The organism is Pseudomonas emilianonis, from assembly GCF_023072625.1.
Classification (GTDB): domain Bacteria; phylum Pseudomonadota; class Gammaproteobacteria; order Pseudomonadales; family Pseudomonadaceae; genus Aquipseudomonas; species Aquipseudomonas paraveronii.
Map to the genome: position 1 here is coordinate 1 of NZ_JAKNRV010000646.1, position 1,444 is coordinate 1,444.

The following is a 1,444-nucleotide window of genomic DNA, read 5'->3' on the forward strand; positions in this document are numbered from 1 at the left end:
TGTCGTTCGGCGGCCTCCACCAACGCATTGAGCGGGCGCGACACCCGCCGCGCCAGAAACAACGCGCCGGCCAGCGACATCAGCAGCACCGCCAAGGCAATCCCGAGAAATTGCCGGCCCAGCGGCGCAAAGGCTTCCAGAGCATGGTCCAGCGGGCTTTGCAGCAGCACCCGCACTTCATCGCCATCGCCGGTGTTGGCCAGTGACAGCACATGGCTGAGCACGCGTTCGCCGTAGAACAGATCGATCTGCGCCTCGGGGTTGGGGTGTGGGTCACGCAGCAGGCTGAGCAGGGTGGCCTGGTAGCCATCGGGCTGAGTGCTGAGCAGTGCGCCGGGGCGTGTGCCTTGCACACTGAGGAACGACACGTCGAGGTTGCTCATGGAGCGCAGTTCATTGGCGAACAGCGTGTCCATGGGAAAGCCCATGACGACGCGGGCGACGGGCAGCGGGTCGAGCACTTCGTCTTGCACCAGCAAATAGGGGCGCCCGTCCATCGCCACGATCAGCATTTGCAGGCCACTGCGGCGTGCCTGGCGCAGTGCTGCGTCGTAAGGAAACGGTTGACCGCTGGAGAGCATAGGCAAGGTACTGACCATCACCTTGCCATCGAGCCCCAGCACAAACACTTCGCTGGCACGAATGCCGGTCCCGTGTTGCCGCAGAGCGGCCAGGATCGGCGCGGCCTTGCCTGCGAGCACAGCGTGTTTGAACGGGCCGTCAGCGGTGAGCCAGTCGAGCCCGTATTGCAAGCGGCGCCCGCGCAAGTCCAGCAGGCGCTCGAACACTTGGGTGCCGGTTTTCAACTGGACCCGCGCCTGGTTCTCCACGGCGCGGCTGGTGGTAGCCTTGACCGCGAAGTAGGTGCCGGCAACCACCAGCAACAACAACAGGGCCAGCACCCCGGCAATACGGGTCTGAAACGTGTGACGCCACGGCATGGCCGCGCCCCGCGCAAGCGTGCGCCTCTCGATGCCATTGCGTCCCTTTGTCATGTGCCTTCCTTGCGACGACCGGCTCTGCGTCAAAAAAACATCTATTTTTAGAAGATGTTGGGTTTGAGCAGATTAGCTGGGAGTTCAGGCAAGCGCACACAATAAAATCGGGATATTTCGCGTCATATTATTGGCGACAGGCGGTTGGCCGGCATCACCCTCGCGCGCGCATGAAATCCCCCCAGCGCCGCACCAGGTAGTTGTGTTCATCCATCACCGAATTCCACACCGCGATGTGCCCCATGCGCTGTTCATATGAGCCGCCGTCGCGCACTTCGCCGATATCGATCAGCGGCAGGCCATCGCTGCCCGGTAATTCTTCCCGCGCAGGATACCGGCGGCGCAATCACCGGCGAAGTGCGCGCGGACTTGTTCTGGGGCACAGGGGAAGCAGCAGGTGAACTGGCAGGGAATATGAAGCAGCAGGGGCAGATCTGGATGTTGTGGCC

3 pseudogenes are annotated in these 1,444 nt (G+C 62.7%); 1 reads left to right on the plus strand and 2 read right to left on the minus strand.

Features of this window, described 5'->3' with window-relative positions:
* Nucleotides 1-941, minus strand: a pseudogene (locus L9Z73_RS30430) (hypothetical protein); the annotation flags it as partial.
* 208 nt (nt 942-1,149) lie between these two features.
* A pseudogene (locus L9Z73_RS30435) lies at nt 1,150-1,326 on the minus strand (signal peptide prediction); the annotation flags it as partial.
* On the opposite strand from L9Z73_RS30435, the pseudogene L9Z73_RS30440 reads away from it, so the two are divergent.
* Nucleotides 1,320-1,444: pseudogene (locus tag L9Z73_RS30440) on the plus strand (3D domain-containing protein); the annotation flags it as partial. The pseudogenes L9Z73_RS30435 and L9Z73_RS30440 sit on opposite strands and share 7 nt — an antisense overlap.